This is a genomic window from Niallia nealsonii (assembly GCF_002835805.1).
Taxonomy (GTDB): Bacteria; Bacillota; Bacilli; order Bacillales; family Cytobacillaceae; genus Niallia; species Niallia nealsonii.
Genome location: NZ_PISE01000031.1, coordinates 59283 through 77627, shown reverse-complemented (window position 1 = coordinate 77627; position 18345 = coordinate 59283). Strand labels below are relative to the sequence as shown.

The window sequence follows — 18345 nt, the reverse complement described above, 5'->3', positions numbered from 1 at the left end:
TGCTTCTTTTTTTCGTTATTTTGGTTCAATTTTTTACAAATAGCTATTTTTCTACAAAATTCGCTACCATCTATCTTAGTAACTGCAAATAAAAAAGCTGCACACAATAACATTTCATTGTGTACAGCTTAATCAACCGTCTATCATTTAAAATTACGGTACAAAAATGCTTTCGTCCGATCAAATTGTGGGTTATTAAAAAACTCATCTGGATGAGCAGATTCAACAATTTCCCCATTATCCATAAAAATTACTCTGTTGGCCACCTCTTTCGCAAATCCCATCTCATGTGTCACAACAATCATCGTCATATGCTCTTCGGCCAAGTCTTTCATCACCTTCAGGACTTCTCCTGTCAATTCTGGATCCAGAGCTGATGTTGGTTCATCAAACAAAAGTATTTCCGGGTTCATCATTAAAGCACGTGCAATGGCGACACGCTGTTTTTGTCCGCCAGAAAGATTAGCAGGATAGGCATTGGTACGATCAGCCAGCCCAATTTTCTCTAGAAGTTCTTTAGATTTTGCCTCTATCTGTGCAGTTGACTCTTTTTTTGCCATTTTGGGCGCAAGTTCCAAATTTTGTTTTACCGTTAAATGGGGAAAAAGATTAAAATGCTGAAAAACCATTCCCATTTTAGAAGTAATTTGCTTAATCTCTTTTGGTTTTGAATAGACGCCATCTTGCACTAAGTGATCGCCGCAAATTGTAACGCTGCCTCCTTGTATTTGTTCCAAATGAACAAGGCTTCTAAGCATGGTACTTTTTCCTGATCCAGAAGGACCGATTACTGCAACTACATCATTTTTATTCACATCAAAAGATATTTGTTTTAATACCTCTAAATCGCCGTATGATTTTTTTAAGTTCGAAATTTCCATAATCGCCATATTTTTCACTTCCTTTTTATTCAAATTTAAATTTTCGTTCCATCCATTTAAATAGCAATGTTAATATTAACGTCATGATTAAGTAAATAACCCCCGCTACAAAAAACGGAATAATCGTAAAATCACGGTTTACTGCTGTTTGGGCAAAATGCAAAATTTCTGGAACAGCAACTGCATACAAAAGCGCCGTATCTTTCACTAATGTCACCGACTCATTTGCAACTGCAGGAAGTGCAATCCGAAACATTTGCGGCAGTATGACACGTGTAGTTGTCTGCCATTTATTTAAACCAAGCACTTGAGATGCTTCATATTGCCCTTTATCAATTGCCAATAGCCCCCCGCGAAAAATTTCTGCAAAATAAGCCGTATAATTTAAAATAAATCCTAATGAAGCTGCAACAAAACGATCCAATACCATATATTCACCAATAACAGGAATCATGGGCAAGCCAAAACAGATAAATAATAACTGCAATAATAGCGGTGTTCCACGCATGACATAAATATAAGTATGAGCAAGCCAAGCAATAGGCTTAATGCTGCTTCTAACAGCAAGTGTCATGACAAAGCCCAATGGAATAGAAACGATAATGGCAACCAAAAATAACAAAATCGTCGCCTGCGCCCCTTCTAGCATCGGCTTTGAAATGGAGATGATATAATCTAAAGACATAAAAAAATTCCTCCAATAAACAAAACAGGGCTTCTCTAGGAACCCCTGTTTTGCCCTATAATTATTTAAACTTATTTTTTAGTTTAATACTTTATTTTCGCCAAACCACTTTTCAGAAATCTTAGCAGCAGTACCATCTTCATTCATTTCATCCAGTGCTTTTTGAAGCTTCTCTAATAATTCTTCATTTCCTTTTTTCACGCCGATTCCATACTCTTCTGGAGCAAGGGATTCATCTAGCAATTTAAAACTGTCTTTTTCTTTCGTCATATAATAGTCAATTACCACTTCATCAATAACTACGGCATCTAAACGGCCAGACTTTAAATCATTTAATGCCATTACATTATCAGAAAACTCGGTAACTTCTTTAATTTTCGATTTAATTGGATTAGCATCTAAAGCATCTGAAGCGGAAGATAATGATTGAAGCCCCACAACTTTTCCATTTAAATCAGCTAATTTTGATAGTTTGGAATCTTTCAGTGTTACAACAACCTGTGCATTTTTTAAATATGGTTTTGTGAATAGAACTTTCTTTTTGCGCTCGTCTGTAATGGTATAGCCATTCCAAATTAAATCAATTCGGCCACTGCTTAGTTCTGATTCTTTTGTTTGCCAATCGATAGGCTGAAACTTAACTTTTACACCCATTTTTCCTGCTGCCGCTTTTGCATAGTCAATATCAAATCCAACAATTTTATTGTCTTCATCGCGGAAACCCATTGGCGCAAATTTATCATCGATTCCAATAATTAATGCATCATCATTTCCCTCTTTTTCCTTAGATGTGCTAGAACATCCAGCAAGAATAAGAAATAATGCTGTTAAGCTTAAGAAAATAGTTGTCAAACGTTTCATTTTATAGAAAACCACCTTTAATGAAGTTAAATTTCCCTCTAGTTTGTTAATAATTATCTCCAAATTTATTTGTAATCATTTCACAAAATTTCTTATATAATAGAAAAATTTGTGCATCTTTTGTATTTACGAAAAGCTAATAAAACAATCACTATGTATAAGTTTCCGCTAACACTTTATTACGATAATATATTAGAGAAATGAATCAATAAACTTAATCTATCATGAAGCAAAAGGTACTGTCAATAAATTTTTTAGCATATTAGCAGACTAAAGGATTTATTCTATTATTTTCTATGTAAAACTATTAGAATATTCACTTTTCCTATTGTTGGGAAATTTAAAAATCCCTTTAAAATCAAGGTTTTAAGCCAATTTATTTTTCGTGGTAAATTTTTGACTTTAATTTTTTAAAATTTTTTTGATTTCTTTCCTGTCCCATTTACATCTGCATTTTGCAGCCTCTAAAAAAATATATTGATTTTTTAAAATATTTAAATTAGTATAAATAGATAGAAAACATGTCAGATAATCTGACAAAATATTTGGAGGGTTTAGGATGGGAGTTATTGAAAAAGTCAGCAGCTTTGCTGGGAAAACATTTACTTTATGGGTTTTGCTTTTTGCTATTATTGCTTATTTTTTGCCTGATCATTTTGTTTGGCTAGGAAACTATATTGTTCCGCTACTCGGAATTGTTATGTTTGGGATGGGGTTAACACTCGAAGCATCTGATTTTAAAGAGGTGCTGAAAAGGCCAAAAGATGTAGCCCTTGGGGTAATAGGCCACTTTATCATTATGCCATTACTTGCCTTTGGACTTGCAGTAGGTCTTGATCTACCAAAAGAAGTTGCGGTAGGAGTTATTTTAGTAGGATGCTGTCCAAGCGGTACTGCTTCCAATGTTATGGTGTTTCTAGCAAGAGGAAATGTTGCGCTAGCTGTTGCAATTGCCTCTGTTTCAACAATTCTTGCACCAATTGTTACACCACTATTGATCCTTCTGTTTGCAAGCAAATGGGTAAATATCAGTGTTGGTTCCTTATTCCTTTCAATTGTACAAGTCGTTATTGTGCCATTAGTGCTCGGTGCCATTATAAAAAAATTCTTTGGAAAACAAGCCCGCGCTGGTGCAAAAGCAATGCCATTAGTTTCCGTTATTGCCATCGTTTTAATTGTATCTGCTGTGGTTGCAGGCAGTGCAGCCAAAATTGCTGAAACAGGACTGCTGATTTTCGGAGTAGTTATTTTGCATAATGTGCTTGGATTTTTAATTGGATTCTTTTTTGCCCGGTTATGCGGCATGGACCTTGCCAAACAAAAAGCAGTGGCAATGGAAGTCGGAATGCAGAATTCTGGTTTAGGTGTAGCTATCGCCTCTGCCCATTTTTCGCCCCTAGCTGCCGTTCCAAGTGCCATTTTCAGCGTATGGCATAATATTTCCGGTTCCCTGCTTGCCAATATATTTAGCCGTATGAAAGAGAAAAAGGAAAAAGAAGAAACTATCAATAAAGATGTATCAGCTTAAATAAATAAAAATCCACTTTGAACCGCCCTATTTAAAACAAATGGGCGGTTTTTGCTTTATCATTATATGTTTTTGGGCGGCTGAGCAAACCCTATACTATAAGCAACGTTTTTTAGGAAGCTAATTTTAAACATTGGCTGCAGCTGCAAAAGTTATTATTGGTTAAAATCAAATTTAGAATTTTTTTCTTTATAGAAGGCATTTATAATAATCCTGAGAATGATAGCTTTTAAATCCGCATGATTCATACAGCTTTAATGCATGAGAATTTTTTGCTTCCACTTCTAAGTAAATAGCCAAGCCCTTTTTCTGTTCCATTTTGACTACTTTGCCTAAAGCCTTTCTCCCTATTCCCTTTCCTCGAAGCTCGGGAAAAACGGTAAACCCATAAATCCATGCTGCTTTATTCGTTTCAGCTACTCGCATTTTTCCGGCAACTTTTCCTTCTGCTTCAATTAACAGCCTCTGTTCTTCATTATTTTTCATTAATGTTTCCTGATATTCTCTTGCTTCTTCTTCAGCAAAGCCAAAGCCCAACACCTCCAGCTGAATCTCCGCTTCATTATCCTCATCAGAAATAGATGGTCTGACTGTAATCATTGAATCTTCCACTAATTCTGTCTCCTGCCATTTCATTTGGTATTCTGCAAATGCAAAGAAACAGGGCACATGTTTTAAAAATTCTGTTGCAGATAAAGACTCTGTTGGCGCATTCAGCAAAACAACCTGCATATTATGCTTTTTTGCCTCATCCAGTCCCATTTTCAGCAAACACGAAAATATCCCTCTTCGTCGGTAATTTGGGTGTACCATGCCACAAAGCTCTACTGTCTTTCCAAAACCATAGCTGCCAAGAAATCCAACAAGTTTGCCTTGTTCATACTGAAAAAAATCTTCCTTTTTATCGCCTTCTCGATTTTTAAGCATATCGAAATTTAATTTCAGCTGAAAGTTCCCTTCTTTTTCACATAACTCTTGAAGCTCTTTAATCTGTTTTAATTCTGTTTGTGTTAACATCTTTTCCCCCCTGTTTTTTAGCTCCTTTTTTATTCTCGTTCCTCTGATCTTATTCCTCCTGCATTATTTTTTCATTTCCCCAAAAACAATCAAGCCGCAAACACCAAAAGAACTAAAAATAGATCTAAATCGTATTGATGAAAAATTCGCTCGCGAACTTGGGGAAAAAGAAAAATACGACCTGCAAAACGACAATAAATTGTATGCACTTGCATACAAAAAAAAGAGCACCGACAAATTTGCCATTGCTCTTTTTCATCGACTCTTAGGTTTTAAAACACTATCGGCCCCTTAGAATGTTCCTATCTGCACGCCGCATTTAATCTTCTGCCAGAAGGATCTAAACATTCTCCTGCTAAGTTTTATTATTTCCCTTTATTTTTTTCAAAAGCTATCCATCATATGAAAACCTACATCTTTTTCCTTATTTACCCATAATCATTACATTAAAATAGTCCGGGGAGCAGGAACTAATCTGGTTCTTTTCCCGTTGAGATCAGTCACCATTATTTTAATGGTTATACAAATTTTTTTCCTCTAATCAGCATAAATGGCGCTTTTTCCGCTAAAAGTCTAAAAAAGTTATCTCCATTTCCAAAAGGATGTTTCTAATTTTTAGATCATCATCCTTATCCAGATTAACTTATTCAATAATTTCGACATTTTCGAATATTTTCTTTCAGCAGGTTTACTGCTTGTTAATCCTCTAATAAATTATGGAAATGAAATGGCTTTTTGCTTACTTGTTCAATTGTTTTAGCATGGCAGAACGTGTTTTTGTCCCATAAATGCCGTCTACTGGGTTGCAATAAACACTTTGAAACCTTCTGAAGGCATCCTCCGTTTTTGCCCCCCAAATTCCATCAGGAGTTCCGCAATTAAAATTTAATTTATTTAAGGCAGCTTGGATTTGTTTTACCCCATTCCCTTTATCTCCTTTTTTATACACACCTGTCGGCAAAGAGTAAGTTGGTTTTTTTGAGGTGGACGTAGAGGTTTTTTTCGTATCGCTTAATATAATTTTATCTCCTTTTGTTTTGAAAGTATCTGTGCCATATCCTTTATACTTATATTGCAAGTGTGGCTGATCAACAAAGTCCTTCCAATCGCCGCCCCATTCAAACCCTAATGATTTTGCATAAGAAATGGCTTTTTTTATTTTACTATCTCTATAACTATTCCAACTTGTCTCCTGAGCTTTTACAGGCACAAAATCCAGCGCTTGACCAACGATATGGAAACTTTCCATTGTTTGAGAAGCACCTTGCTGCAGATACTCCCTCTGCATTTCTCTTGTTCTAATTGTTTCATATATTAACACGTCAATTTTATTTTCAATAAGATATTTATACCATTTAACAGCTTGTATTTTTGTATGATCACCAAGCTGTGCAAGATTTTTTATATTTCTATCATGATAAGTTGGTGTAAAAGGCATTTAACCATCTCCTTGACATTTTTCTCATTATATGATTGCTCTCCCTTATTTGTTAAATAGATAATGAGATAAGCAAACTAAATTACATCAAAAAAAGAATCCACCTGATAACTAATCAAAATAGATTCTTTTTACAGGCTATCAATTATAAATTCTATCCTATAAACAATGCATCATCTCTTCTGCTTCCTCCCAATTCACCGTAAAACCTTGTCCTTTCGCGCAAAAAATAGAAGAAGAAGTATATTCAGAATCTGCATTTTTATCATATTTTTTTGATTCGATTACGTCTTGTTCATTATGACAGCGATCATATCCGGCAAACTGCAACGTGATACGACCTTTTCCTTGTGTAAAGGAAGCTAGGACAGAACCATAATCCATAAAGTTAGCAACAGGAACTGTTCCTGTTATGATTGCTTTGTCTGCTTCTGTCACCTGTGAATCAAATTTTCCATGAGCCGTCTGTATATCAGCAAGCACTTTCCCCATTTGATTGATGTCCACTTTTATTTTAAAAGAGTAGTAAGGTTCCAATAAAATGTTGACTCCTTTTTCTAAACCTTGGCGCAAGGCACGGAAAGTTGCTTCCCTAAAATCTCCTCCATGTGTATGTTTATTATGTGCTCTGCCTGTCAAAAGAGTAACTTTTATATCTGTAATAGGAGAACCTGTAAGTATTCCATGATGTGCTCTTTCAAATATATGCTGTTTGACTAGATTCTGGAGGCCAATCGGCAAATTATCTGTATGACATACGCTTTTAAAAACGATTCCACTATTTCTTTCTCCTGGCTCTAACTTCAAATGAACTTCGGCATAATGGCGCAGTGGTTCAAAATGACCATATCCAATCGTTTCTGTTATAGCCGTTTCTTTATAAAGTATCTCTGGTTGATCAAATGTTACATGCAACTGGAATCTTTCTAAAACGATTTGTTCTAGTACTTCTAATTGAATGGTTCCCATGACGTATAAATGAATTTCCTGCAAGCCTTCTTCCCATGTTACATGAAGGGAAGGATCTTCCACTTCTAGAATACGGAAATATTGCAGCGCTTCCTTTATATTTACACCTGGTTCAAACACCACTTTGGAACGAAGAGTTGGAATCATCTCGTATATCGCTTTTTCCTGCAGTTCACCAATTCCATCTCCAATAGAAGCGTTTGTTAGTCCTGTGACGGCAAAAAGCTCCCCTGCACAGGCAGATTGGATTTGTTGATACTGTTTTCCATTATATTTACGGATCTGTGTTATCTTTTCTGTTTTCTCATTCGCATAAACAATTTCTTCGCGAACATGCATAACACCGCTTATTGCTTTGATAAAAGTTACTCTTGCGCCTGTTTCATCATACCGAATTTTATATACTCTTCCTGCAAAAGGCTGCTCCTTACTGTAGGCAGTGACTGTTAACAAATCAAATGTGTCCAGAAACTCTTTTATTCCATTATCTTGCAGTGCAGACCCCTTCATACAAGGATAAAACTGATTGGATTGAATCATATCCTGCATTTTTTTCAGCCACAAATTCGGTTCATAGCCCATTTCCATATAATAATCCAAAAGTTCTTCATCACGTTCTGCTATAAATTCTATCAATGCCTCTGACATGCTTTCAAATGCAAAACTTGAAATATCATATATATCTTCTGTTAATTGACTGCTTATTTCTTTTATGACATTATGTGAGTTTGCTCCAGTGCGATCCATTTTATTAATAAAGAAAAAAGTAGGAATTTGATGTTTTTTAAGCAGATTCCATACTGTTTCTGTATGCCCTTCGATTCCCTTTACTCCACTTATGACAACAATCGCAAAATCCATTACTTGGATAGCACGTTCCATTTCCGGAGAAAAATCAACATGTCCTGGCGTATCAATTAAATAATAGACAGAATTTTTGAATTCAAATATGCCTTGATCTGCAAACACCGTAATTCCACGATTCTTTTCAATATCATGACTATCTAAAAAAGCATCTTTGTGGTCTACACGCCCTCTTTTTTTAATGCTGTTTGTATGATAAAGCAGTTGTTCAGAAAAAGTGGTTTTTCCTGCATCTACATGTGCCAATACTCCAATTGTTTTATTCATCATAACTTGCTCCTTTTTTAATCTCCCTGTTTCATCACAATGTTTCTTTCTATTCTTCCTCTACTATTCTAGCAAAAAAATATATCATTTCTAATTTATAGAACTTATTTGCAAAAGGACGGGCATAAACCCCAATTATTTTTAGGAATAATTTTGGGATATTAAAACCACTTTTTATATAAGGTTCCGCTAACAATCAGGCTTTTACTCAGCAAGTTTCTGCCCACCTAGATTTCTCATCTTCTCTTATCATCCCTCAAAAGCCCGTTAATGTGTGATAAAGGAAAAGGTCGTTATATATGCTTGTCTAAATAAGCTGAAAATATTGTATACAACAACGCTTCCGCTTATTTAACAAACGATTTATAGTACTTTAATAAGATATATAACAGAACAGGATCACAAAGCGCAGAATACCACCACTTCCACCAGTCATAATGAAAATATCCCCATGGTTCAGGAAGTAATGTCAACAATTCATAACTCACCATAAAAATTTCCCAATAAAAAAAATAAACAATTTTCTTTTTTATAGAAGTATTGAACGGATAGCCATTCAAAAACACCATATTCACAGGAGGCAATAATGCCGTTACTGCCAGTAAAGATATCCAATCAATGCCTTTAGAAAAATACCAGTACCCACATATTTTAAATCTATCATAACATCAACAACTGTTTGAAATGCCACTATAAACATCCATATATGAGCAATTTGTTTTTTCGATAAATGTGTATTTATGCGAAAGGCTACCAGGTTAAAAATGATAATCGCTAAAAAAAGGCCAATCATAAAAGAATCCTTTTTTTGGTATAGTTTATACTAATTTTTATTTTTTACTCTTTTAATGATAAAAACAGTTAGAAATTTCTTTGAAAATATAAATTTATTCTATTTCCTCTTTTATGTCTTCTTTTCAATAATCGTGCTGCATATAATAATAACGATAATATAAAAACCTTACACCATTTGATGATGCCGTACGGATGCTCTCTTTATTTCCACTATAGAAAAGGATGTGAATAATCAAAATGGATTTAACTACTTTTATACGATTAGCGCAAGAATTTTTAGCGGAAAGGGAGCAACAAGGATGGTTTAGCGAGGTTCTTATCGAAGAGTTCGGAAATTATCTCGTTTCCATAAAGAACCGAGAAGGAACCGAAGTGCAGTTCTTTATTGAATTGGACCTAGAAAATTATGTACATCTTAGTGATGCAACTTGTCAAAGCAAGCTGAGTTATGGTGTGATAAGAAAAAAAGGGGAAAGCGCACTATTTGCCAAAGAAGTCTTGCAGGCATTTCAGCAATTTATCACAAAACATTCAACAAAAAAGAAATCATTTTTTATTGTATATAAAAAATAAGCTCTTGGTTTCTAATGTCCTCCTTTTAAGCATGGCCATATATGAAAGCAGCTAAAGTTTTTTTTAATGTACAAGACCATTCTATTACGCTTCTTTTCTCTTTTCCCACTATGTTTTTCTTCATTTATTCCCATTGTTTCTAATGATTCGTTTATCTTTATTTAATAAATGGCTAAATTTAGCCCTTTCTAAAGGATATAATCAAAAAAAGATTACGTGCCACCCGTAATCTTTTTTGTGCTAAAGTTTTTCTCTTGTTATTTAGGCTTTGGAACGTTTAATTTCTCTTTTTCACCTAGCTCAGAAGCAAATTCTTCGTCAACATGATTGGCTTCTATTTTTAAATCTTTAGGTGTTTGGGGCAATGAATTTTTATTGCCTGATGCTTTTTGCTTGTTTGCTCTTCCCATACAATAGCCTCCTAACTAAATTTAAATCTGTATTAGTATGGCTAAGAATCCAATTAATATTGCTTGATTTTTTCGATGGCCATTTATTTTTCTTGTATTACCAGGAAAAATAAATGGATCTGATCATGAACAAGTTCTGCAAAATATAATCAAATAAAAACAAAAAGAGCGATGGAAGTTCTTCCGCTCTTTTTGTTTTTTGTAACCTTTTGTTAATTTTCATTGAAAATTAATACGATTTAGGATTTTTGCTTTTTGATAATGGAAAATGGATTTAGATAGTTCAAAGATCGTTCCATTTGCCAAACACACCGTATTTTCAATGATTAACGCTGGATCATTGGGATGAACCTGAAGCAATTCTGCTGTTTCTGCCTTGATTTTTTCACAGTTGATGACTTTGTCGGCAAAACTAATGTTTAACTTTAAATCATTTATCAGATAGCTATAAATAGAATGGGACGCAATCTCTTCATTTAAATATGGCACAATATCTTTATTAAAGTAGCTGATTTCAATGGAAAATGGCTCTTTATCAACAATTCGCAACCGCTTTACATAATAAATTTTTGCACCTACTTTGCAGCGCAATTTTTTTGTTTTTTCTTCATCAGCTTCTATCACTTGTACAGAAAGGATTTTTGTTACAATTTCTTTTGCGGCTAAATCTTTTGTTAGCCCTCTAAGGCTCCCTAAATTTATATAATCAGTTACCGATTGTTCCCTTAAAAACATGCCGCTTCCTTGCACCTGATAAATATAGCCTCGATTAACAAGCTGATTAATCGCTTTACGAATAGTGTTGCGGCTTACTTCGAATTTCTTCATCAGTTCTTCTTCTGTCGGCAATTTTTTCGTATCATCAAATTTTCCATTTTGTATTTCCTGTTCTAGACAATCTGCTATTTCTTTATATTTTACAGTCATAATATCTCCCTATCATTCGTTCCCATATTTCCTGCTTCTATTATACACAAAACCCCTTGATTAACATCAAGAGGTTAGCTTGAAATATCCTTTTTTCATAGACTGAACACAAGATTCTTGCCCTTACAGCTCTTCTCCTCGGGTTTCAATAATATTTTTGTACCAATGAAAGGAAAGTTTTTTCTTGCGGCTTAATTGGTTTTGATGATCGACATATATAAATCCATACTGTTTTTTATATCCATTGAGCCAGCTTAATAAATCAATCGCAGACCAGGCATAATATCCTTTTAAATGAATGCCTTCTTTAATTGCGAGCTTTATCACTTTTAAATGTTCTTCAATATATTTAATGCGGGGAACATCTACTATTTCTCCTTCTATAATTGGATCTTCATCACCAAGTCCATTTTCTGTTACATACATTTTAATATCGCCATAGCGCTCTTTTAACATATGCAGTCCGTCTAAAAATCCTTTGGGTGAGATTTCCCAGCCCCATTTTGTATAAGTTTTATCTTCCATTTTTACCGTTTTATAAAAACCATCAAAAGACGGGTTTCCTGGAGATAATGTGGAAGATTCCCTTGAATGCTCCACTGATAGAGCCGTTTGATGATTTTTTTCTACGCGAATTGGCTGGTAATAATTCAGTCCAATAAAATCATTATTGCCTGCATTTCTTTTCAGCGTATCAAGTTCTTCTTCTGTCCAAGTTGGCGTCCAGCCTTTCTGCTCCAATTGCTCTACCACATAGCTTGGATACTGCCCTTTTAAAATAGGATCATAATACCAGAACGTTTCGTATTCATTCGCATGCCTTGCAGCAACTATATTCTCTTGTTTTTCATCTACACTATAAGCTGGCAAAAAAACATGAGTAATGCCGATTTCTCCATATTGATTTAGTTTCTTGTAAACTTCTACCGCTTTTGCATGGGCATAAAACACATAATGTGTCGCCTGAAAGTATTTTTTCTCATCATTTTGAATACCAGGAGGATGTGCTCCCTTTAAATAGCCTAATCCGCAAAACATGACTGTTTCATTAAAGGTAATCCAATGTTTAACCCTGTCTCCAAATGCCTGAAAACAAATTTCTGCATACTTGACGAAAGCTTCGGCCGTACGTTTATTCGTCCAGCCCCCATCTTCCTCAAGAGACAAGGGCAAATCCCAATGATACAGTGTTACAAAAGGAACAATTCCATATTTTAAACATTCATCAATGACATTGTTATAAAATGCCAATCCTTTTTCATTTACTTCCCCATCCCCAGTTGGCAAGATTCGTGCCCATGAAACAGAAAAACGGTAAGATTCAAGTCCCATCTCTGCCATTAATTTAATATCTTCTTTATATCGATGATAATGGTCAATCGCTACATCACCATTTGTACCTTCAAACGTTTTGCCAGGAATCTTGGAAAAGACATCCCAATTGGTTAATCCTTTCCCATCTTCATTCCATGCTCCTTCAATTTGATACGAAGCAGAAGCCGCTCCAAATAAAAAATCATGTGGAAACTTCATTTTTCATCCTCCATTTATACCTATTTATTACATTCATAGTAACATATAATATTTATTGGTACAAATATAAATTATATGTACTTTCTTCCTACTTATCTTATTCCATTTTCAAATAGCTTCAATCATTAGCAGCTAGACTATTCAAAAAAATTTCCACGTACAAAACCAGCTGAATAATAAAGATGAGGCTGGGACATAAGTATTCCAGCTGAAGAAAAAACAGAACAATTATACGGAAATTACGTATAATTGTTCTGTTTTTAAGTTTTTAAAAGGGCGATTTCAGTAAAGTTTGTTGTTATTACCCGCAGCCTGAATACACTTCGCTTTCCGTGGGGCTCGCGCTGAGCCGCTTAGGCTTCGCCTGCAGGGTCTAAGCTGTCTCGCTAATCCCACAGGAGTCTACGTGTATTCAGGCTGCTCAGTTTTTCCAAATAATTAATTTTTTCTATTTTTTTAAAATTTTTTTAGATAATAACCTTTAAAAACGAAGTGGAATAGAGCAGAGGACACTCCACTCCTGCGGGAAGTAGAGGAAAGGGCGTGTCTGTAGCGCAATGAAACGAATTAGTTTTTACACTTGACTATATTTAAAAACAGAAGTAACCAAGATTGCGAAACCAGCCTTTATTTTAAAGCTAAATTAGAGATTATTCGTCTTGACAGATTATCTAATTAGTTGTGTCCCAACCTCATCTGATTATTTTTAGGCTAGGGTACTTCTTTTTATTCACAAAATAGAGGTTTAGTCTTCCTTCTGTAATTTTTAGTAAATAGATACCTTAATCCTGGGATAGTTTTTTCATTTTAAAACAGGCATTATGAACAAAAAATTTTTAATACACTAAACATTCCACTCTTTTTACTGCTTTTTTTCATTTATTCTTTTATTAGGTTTATTCCAATAATCTTTAAAAGCAGAAAATGAAAACAAAAGGCCAATAAGAAAGAATAGACAGCCAAAAAATCCAGGTAAAGCTTGAATAATATCCTTCGAAATTTTCAAAAGAAAGCAATAATATTCCGAGTGATAAATAAATTGCTCCTGTAGCATGTTTCATCAAATTTCCCCTGTATGCACTTATACTAGATAAAAATTCAATATATATTAATCTGCCAAAAATATAAATTCTCCCTAAATTATACTTTCCCCATTCTAGTTAGTATAGAGAATAAGTTAAAGTGCATTTTTCCCTCTTTTTATATAGCGGAATAAACGTTCACAAGCAATGAGAATTAAAACCGTTATACAAATACTGTTCAAAACAGTTTTGAAGGAGTGAAGTAAATCTAAATTATTTATTGCCATTGTTGAGAGCATCAGAAAGAGAACACTAAAATTTAATACTCTACTCTTCATATGCGCTTCCTCCCCTTCTATTTTATACAATTAAAAAATCAATTCACTTTCATAGCCAATTCGCTCAACCGTAAATAGCGGAGGACTCGTTTTCATAATCCGTTCCCCTTCAGCATATAGTTTGTCATCCCACAGTTTAACAGCTTGTATGCTATCTTCTGCTAATATAAGATGCCTTCCATAATTTGTGGTAATTAAATAATATTCCTTTTCTTCCGTAGAAGCGCTGTCTCCTTTTGCTTTTAACTTATCAGAAAGTCTCCTTGCTTTTTCAATATAAAAAACTTGATGCTATATTTTCCACATTAAAACTCATACACATTTTACCATATACTTTAAAATTGGAGCATAAACTTCAATATTTAGAAACTAGTATAGAAAAAACCAAATAAGGCACCTGTGATAAGATGCCCTATTTGGTTTATCTAATAGCACTATGTTGTCTATTACAATTCTTCCCCATTTGTTTCAATTACTTTCTTATACCAATTAAATGAATCTTTTTTCAATCGTTTCATTGATCCATTTCCTTCATTGTCACGATCCACATAAATCATGCCATAGCGTTTTTTCATTTCCCCTGTTGTAAAGGAGACAATATCAATGATTCCCCATGGCGTATAGCCCATTAAATCTACTCCATCATATGTTACTGCTTTTTCTAATGCTTCGATATGTGCTTTTAAATAATCAATTCTTTCTGGGTCATGGATAGAGCCGTCTTCTTCGACCGTATCTATTGCGCCAAAACCATTTTCTACGATAAATAATGGAATTTGATAGCGGTCATAAAAACGGTTTAGTGTATATCTTAGTCCAGTTGGATCAATTGCCCATCCCCAATCGCTCGATTTAATGTATGGGTTTTCTACAGCATTAGGCAATCCGCCGTTTACCACATCTCCACTGTTGTCATTAACGATATCGCTTTTTACTGTTGTAGACATATAGTAGCTGAATCCTAAATAATCAACTGTTCCGTTTCTTAAGATTTCTTCGTCGCCTTCTTCAAATTTGATGTTGTATCCTTCTCTTTCAAATTCTTTTAGCGCATAACTTGGATAATATCCGCGAACGTGTACATCTGGGAAAAAGAAGCGCTGTCTCATTTCTTCTTCAGCTAGCATAATATCTTCTGGATTGGATGAATAAGGATAGATCGGCACATGGGAAACCATTGCTCCAATTTGGAATTCCGGGTTAATTTCTTTTCCTTTTGCAACAGCTAGCGCACTCGCAATCAGTTCATGATGTCCTGCTTGATACATCACTTCTTTGGCATTTTCATGTTCTTCTACAGTAACGCCTGAGTTTGTCCATAAGAATAACGGGGTATTGACATCCATTTGGTTATTGATTTCATTAAATGTCATCCAGTACTTTACTTTATCTTTATATCGATCAAAACAAACTTCCGCAAATTTTGCAAAAAAGTCCACTACTTGTCTGTTTTTGAATCCGCCATATTCTCTTGCTAGATGCAGAGGCATTTCAAAGTGAGATAATGTAATAACAGGTTCAATTCCATGCTTTAATAATTCATCAAATACATCATCATAAAATTGAAGTCCTCCTTCGTTTGGCTCTGCTTCATCGCCTTTTGGAAAAATTCTGCTCCAGCCAATCGATGTTCTTAAACATTTTAATCCCATTTCCGCAAATAACGCGATATCTTCTTTATATTTATGATAAAAATCAATTGCTTCATGATTTGGGTAAAACTTGCCTTCTTCAATTGTTTCTGTTAGTTCTCTTGCTACACCATGTGCTCCTGCTGTCATAACATCTATTACACTTGGCCCTTTTCCTCCTTGATTCCATCCACCTTCAAATTGGTGTGCAGCTAAAGCGCCACCCCATAAAAAATCTTTTGGCATTTTTGACATGTTCATTTCCTCCCTATTCACTATAAGCAATCAATGCTGATTTTATTTGTCTAGATCATGTAAAGTCGTTAGATGAAGAGTTTTTTCTCCCACAGCTTAATATCTTTTGCCATCTCTCATTTATCCGACCATTTCATTTATTTTATGCAAATATATTGTACAACCCTATTATAATTGTACCGGTATAATTTATCAATACCTAAATATTTTTTTTATTTGTTTATAATTTTAGAATGAGCTTTTAATAAGATTATGCTATAATTCGAATAATAAATCACATAAATAAACTAATGAGGAATGTATATGTTAAAATATCAGGAAATCGCAATCGAGATAGAAAAATATATCGAGGAAAATGCCCTGCAGCAAGGAGATAAACTGCCAGTATTAGAGACATTAATGACTCAATTTGCAGTAAGCAAAAGCACGATTACTAAGTCGCTAGATCTATTGGAAAAAAAAGGGATGGTATTTCAAGTCAGAGGCAGCGGGATTTTTGTTAGAAGACATAAAAGAAAAGGCTATATTAGTTTGCTTTCCAATCAAGGATTTAAAAAGGATTTGGAGGATTATCATATCACTTCCAATATAATTGAATTAGATGTGCGAACACCAACAGAAGAAGCATCTCATAATTTAAATATTGAACCCAACGCCGATGTTTATTATGTAAAAAGAATCCGCTATATTAATGGACAAACATTATGTGTAGAGGAATCCTATTATAATAAAGCCATCATTTCCTATTTAAATAAAGAAATTGTTTCTGAATCGATCTTTGATTATATTCGGGAAGGATTAGGATTAAAAGTCGGCTTTACCGATTCCTATCTTCATATAGATAAACTCAATGATGAAGAGGCGAACTATTTAGGGCTGAACAAAGGAGATCCTAAACTTTATGTAGAAGGCATTTTTCATTTAACAAACGGCCAGCCATTCGATTTTTCCAAAGTTACCTATAACTATCAACAATCACAGTTTTTTATTCAATCGAATGGATATTTATTATAGCTCGTAAGCGTGGGACAAATATTTTGTTCGTCTCGCGCTTACGGATACATATTGCATCAAAATCATGATAAAAAAAAGGAAATGTTTCCAATATTTAACACTAGTTTTTATAAAAACAGAAACTATAAACCGGACAATCCCCTTCCTTTGGAAATTACAAATATTATTCTACTAAATACAGCGAATTAGATACAATAGTAGAACTTTCAAAAGGAAAAAATTAAAAAAGCCCTATAAAAAGACTTTTCTGTATTCTGAGAGTTCCTCCCATGTGGAGGAACTCTTTTCTTTTATATCCAACTGCCACATGCTATCCGTCCATATCTCGCTCTTTTTTTTACCTTCTAATCTATCTAAAAAAGAAAAAAATCGGGCAATAATTTGAAGATAATAGGTTTATTAACCTAATCAATTAAGCTATAATGAATAACGGTATTCATTATATGACGATAGATTTACCGATATACTAGATTAAACATTCCCCAACGGACTTCGGCACACTCCCATCGTAATTCCTTTTTCATTTATGGATTTTTTCACATAAGCTAAAGGAGATCCTGTATAAATTTCATCTAGTAGACTAGCTATCTCTAACTTTTCTTGTTCTGTTATCGTTTGTTTAGAAACCATCTTAATAAACCATTGTTTTACTTTAAGTGGATGTATATTTCCAGCAATAGAAGATAAGCGATTAAATCCTAATGAAACTTTTTCCTCTAGCTGCATTTCACCACCTGCATAAAAATAAAAATTTTTATTTCGAATCTCCCTTTTTAGTGATAAAACTCTTTTTGTGTTGCCAGCCTCTTTTAGTCCAATAACCAAGTCTAAACCACTTAATTCGATAATACTTTCTGATGAAAGATCGAATCCGGTTCTTTTCGGATTATTATATAGGATGGTTGGCTTTTGACTGAAACGAATAATCTTTTTTGCATAAATCAATGCTTCTTCCTGTGCCGGAAGGATGTAAGGTGGATATCCAAGCAAAATAGCAGCTATTTTAGTAGGTTGAATTCTTTTGGCAAGTTCAACAGCTTCTTTTTGTCTGATAGAAGAAACTCCAAAAATAATTTCCATATTATGAATAAGCTCTTCCTCTGCTACAAGATCATCAAGGATTTTCAATTTCTCCTTTAAAGTTAAACTATGCTGTTCTCCTGTCGATCCACAAACAAGAACAGATTGTATTCCCTGACTATAAAGTGATTTAATATGTTCGATTGTCCCTTGTATATTTAATGATTCATCTTCATAAAACGCTGTTGGAACAGCAATATGCATCTTTTCTTTTAACATGAAATATCCTCCTTTAACATTGCTGGATTCATTAAGCG

General features: G+C 34.3%; 16 protein-coding genes. 3 read left to right on the top strand and 13 right to left on the bottom strand.

Annotation, left to right across the window (positions count from 1 at the left end):
* Nucleotides 1-143: 143 nt before the first annotated feature.
* From CWS01_RS14500 to CWS01_RS14490, 3 genes are all read right to left on the bottom strand, one after another.
* Nucleotides 144-890: an amino acid ABC transporter ATP-binding protein gene (locus tag CWS01_RS14500; RefSeq protein ID WP_101177908.1), complete on the bottom strand. Its 747-nt coding sequence runs from the start codon at nucleotides 888-890 to the stop codon at nucleotides 144-146.
* A 16-nt stretch (nucleotides 891-906) separates the two neighbouring features.
* Nucleotides 907-1566: an amino acid ABC transporter permease gene (locus tag CWS01_RS14495; RefSeq protein ID WP_101177907.1), complete on the bottom strand. Its 660-nt coding sequence runs from the start codon at nucleotides 1564-1566 to the stop codon at nucleotides 907-909.
* Nucleotides 1567-1644: 78 nt separating this feature from the next.
* The gene (locus tag CWS01_RS14490) at nucleotides 1645-2427 is read right to left on the bottom strand and encodes an amino acid ABC transporter substrate-binding protein (RefSeq protein WP_101177906.1); all 783 of its coding nucleotides are present in this window, start codon (nucleotides 2425-2427) and stop codon (nucleotides 1645-1647) included.
* 559 nt (nucleotides 2428-2986) lie between these two features.
* On the opposite strand from CWS01_RS14490, the gene CWS01_RS14485 reads away from it, so the two are divergent.
* Entirely contained in the window at nucleotides 2987-3955 is a 969-nt protein-coding gene (locus CWS01_RS14485; protein ID WP_101177905.1) for a bile acid:sodium symporter family protein, read from the top strand.
* Between the two features lie 189 nt (nucleotides 3956-4144).
* Here the strand turns inward: CWS01_RS14485 and CWS01_RS14480 are convergent, their stop codons facing one another.
* From CWS01_RS14480 to CWS01_RS23350, 4 genes are all read right to left on the bottom strand, one after another.
* On the bottom strand, nucleotides 4145-4972 hold the full coding sequence (locus CWS01_RS14480) for a GNAT family N-acetyltransferase (protein WP_101177904.1): 828 nt from the start codon (nucleotides 4970-4972) through the stop codon (nucleotides 4145-4147).
* Between the two features lie 739 nt (nucleotides 4973-5711).
* Nucleotides 5712-6410, bottom strand: a complete 699-nt coding sequence (locus CWS01_RS14475) for a peptidoglycan-binding protein (RefSeq protein ID WP_101177903.1) — start codon at nucleotides 6408-6410, stop codon at nucleotides 5712-5714.
* Between the two features lie 159 nt (nucleotides 6411-6569).
* A complete protein-coding gene (locus tag CWS01_RS14470; RefSeq protein WP_101177902.1) occupies nucleotides 6570-8510 on the bottom strand; it encodes a GTP-binding protein in 1941 nt (646 codons plus the stop codon).
* 592 nt (nucleotides 8511-9102) lie between these two features.
* Nucleotides 9103-9303: a hypothetical protein gene (locus CWS01_RS23350; protein WP_328588922.1), complete on the bottom strand. Its 201-nt coding sequence runs from the start codon at nucleotides 9301-9303 to the stop codon at nucleotides 9103-9105.
* A 239-nt stretch (nucleotides 9304-9542) separates the two neighbouring features.
* Here CWS01_RS23350 and CWS01_RS14460 point away from each other — a divergent pair, with 239 nt between their 5' ends.
* Nucleotides 9543-9878, top strand: coding sequence for a hypothetical protein (locus CWS01_RS14460; RefSeq protein ID WP_101177901.1), 336 nt, complete (start codon nucleotides 9543-9545; stop codon nucleotides 9876-9878).
* Nucleotides 9879-10135: 257 nt separating this feature from the next.
* On the opposite strand, the gene CWS01_RS22435 is transcribed toward CWS01_RS14460, so the two are convergent.
* The 5 genes from CWS01_RS22435 to bglA form a co-directional block, all read right to left on the bottom strand.
* On the bottom strand, nucleotides 10136-10288 hold the full coding sequence (locus tag CWS01_RS22435; protein WP_157827663.1) for a YfhD family protein: 153 nt from the start codon (nucleotides 10286-10288) through the stop codon (nucleotides 10136-10138).
* A gap of 219 nt (nucleotides 10289-10507) precedes the next feature.
* Nucleotides 10508-11215 carry a GntR family transcriptional regulator gene (locus CWS01_RS14455; RefSeq protein WP_101177900.1) on the bottom strand — a complete coding sequence of 236 codons (708 nt, stop codon included), beginning with the start codon at nucleotides 11213-11215 and terminating at the stop codon, nucleotides 10508-10510.
* Nucleotides 11216-11338: 123 nt separating this feature from the next.
* Nucleotides 11339-12748 carry a GH1 family beta-glucosidase gene (locus tag CWS01_RS14450; protein ID WP_101177899.1) on the bottom strand — a complete coding sequence of 470 codons (1410 nt, stop codon included), beginning with the start codon at nucleotides 12746-12748 and terminating at the stop codon, nucleotides 11339-11341.
* Nucleotides 12749-13925: 1177 nt separating this feature from the next.
* On the bottom strand, nucleotides 13926-14108 hold the full coding sequence (locus CWS01_RS14445) for a hypothetical protein (RefSeq protein WP_101177898.1): 183 nt from the start codon (nucleotides 14106-14108) through the stop codon (nucleotides 13926-13928).
* Between the two features lie 446 nt (nucleotides 14109-14554).
* Nucleotides 14555-15994 (bottom strand): 6-phospho-beta-glucosidase BglA, encoded by a 1440-nt coding sequence (gene bglA, locus CWS01_RS14440; protein WP_101177897.1) that lies wholly within the window; start codon nucleotides 15992-15994, stop codon nucleotides 14555-14557.
* A 303-nt stretch (nucleotides 15995-16297) separates the two neighbouring features.
* Between bglA and CWS01_RS14435 the strand changes: the two genes are divergently transcribed.
* Nucleotides 16298-17008 (top strand): GntR family transcriptional regulator, encoded by a 711-nt coding sequence (locus CWS01_RS14435; RefSeq protein WP_101177896.1) that lies wholly within the window; start codon nucleotides 16298-16300, stop codon nucleotides 17006-17008.
* A gap of 471 nt (nucleotides 17009-17479) precedes the next feature.
* Here CWS01_RS14435 and CWS01_RS14430 read toward each other — a convergent pair whose 3' ends face one another.
* The gene (locus CWS01_RS14430) at nucleotides 17480-18307 is read right to left on the bottom strand and encodes a dihydrodipicolinate synthase family protein (RefSeq protein WP_101177895.1); all 828 of its coding nucleotides are present in this window, start codon (nucleotides 18305-18307) and stop codon (nucleotides 17480-17482) included.
* Between the last annotated feature and the right edge of the window lie 38 nt (nucleotides 18308-18345).